The following is a 1,026-nucleotide window of genomic DNA, read 5'->3' on the forward strand; positions in this document are numbered from 1 at the left end:
CAGCGGGCAACGGTTCGGCAGTCGGCCCGTCTCGCGCCGGATCCGAACCGTGCACCTCAACCCCTGTTCAACCTCTACGGAGAGGACCAGGCGCGATGACCAACAACCTGACCACCACCGAGAACAGCATCACCACGGAGAAAGCCCTCGCCGAGGTACAGGCCCAGATCTCCCGGGTCGACACCAAAGCATCGATCCTGACCGGTCTGGCCCTCGGGGCACTGACCGGCGGGGCCGCGCTGGCGAGCAAGGCTCACCTGCACGGCTTCTCCCTCGTGACGGCTGTCGCGACCGCCGCCCTGATCGGCGCGGCGATCGTCCTGCTGGGTGTGGCCATCCGGCCCGCACTCGGCGGCAACTACGGCTTCATGCGCTGGGCGTCCGCGCCTTCCGCACGAGCCCTCGGCGGGGACTGGACCCTCCAGACCCATACGGCCGATTCGCCGGCCCGGACCGACGCCGACGTCACGCACCTGTGGCTGCTGGCCCGATCCACCCGCCGCAAGTACCAGCGGGTACGGCTGGCCGTCGATCTGCTCGGTGCCGCCCTCGGCTGCGCCGCGCTGACCGCGTTCCTCTCGGCTCTGAACTGACGGGAGGACCGGCCATGAACATCAACCCGAACGCCAACAACGCCGATCCGCGCACCAGCGAGGACCGCGCCTCGACCAACCCTTACCACTACTACCTGTCCGTCTGGGAGTTCAACCTCGGCCAGATCCGCACGCTGGAGATGGAAGCGCACCTGAGAGGTCCCATCCGGACGTTCCAAGACGTCCAGGGCCTCAAGCAGTGGCTCCGAGACGAACACGGATTCGGCAGCAACCCGCAGGTGTCGTTCAGCCTGCTCCGCAACGATCTCGCCTCCCGTGCCAGGGAGAAGCGATGAGTACCCGCGTGAGCGGACGCGCCTGGGCATACACCGGTGCAGTCCTCGGCGGATCGGTCTCGATCGCCGCGAACGTCGCTCACTCCTTCGTCGCACCCAAGGGAGTCGCCACCCCCGCCACCTGGTCACCCGAGACG

2 protein-coding genes are annotated in these 1,026 nt (G+C 68.0%); both read left to right on the plus strand.

Annotation, left to right across the window (positions count from 1 at the left end):
* Window positions 1-95: 95 nt before the first annotated feature.
* Window positions 96-593 carry a Pycsar system effector family protein gene (locus ADL15_RS16985; RefSeq protein ID WP_067691435.1) on the plus strand — a complete coding sequence of 166 codons (498 nt, stop codon included), beginning with the start codon at window positions 96-98 and terminating at the stop codon, window positions 591-593.
* 14 nt (window positions 594-607) lie between these two features.
* Window positions 608-889 carry a hypothetical protein gene (locus ADL15_RS16990; protein WP_067691438.1) on the plus strand — a complete coding sequence of 94 codons (282 nt, stop codon included), beginning with the start codon at window positions 608-610 and terminating at the stop codon, window positions 887-889.
* Window positions 890-1,026 lie beyond the last annotated feature (137 nt).

This window comes from Actinoplanes awajinensis subsp. mycoplanecinus (assembly GCF_001509495.1).
Lineage (GTDB): Bacteria > Actinomycetota > Actinomycetes > Mycobacteriales > Micromonosporaceae > Actinoplanes > Actinoplanes palleronii.

Bases quoted from the DNA above. Each gene is read 5' to 3' on its own strand.
- ADL15_RS16985 (WP_067691435.1), top strand. From the start codon at position 96: ATGACCAACAACCTGACCACCACCGAGAACAGCATCACCACGGAGAAA.
- ADL15_RS16990 (WP_067691438.1), top strand. From the start codon at position 608: ATGAACATCAACCCGAACGCCAACAACGCCGATCCGCGCACCAGCGAG.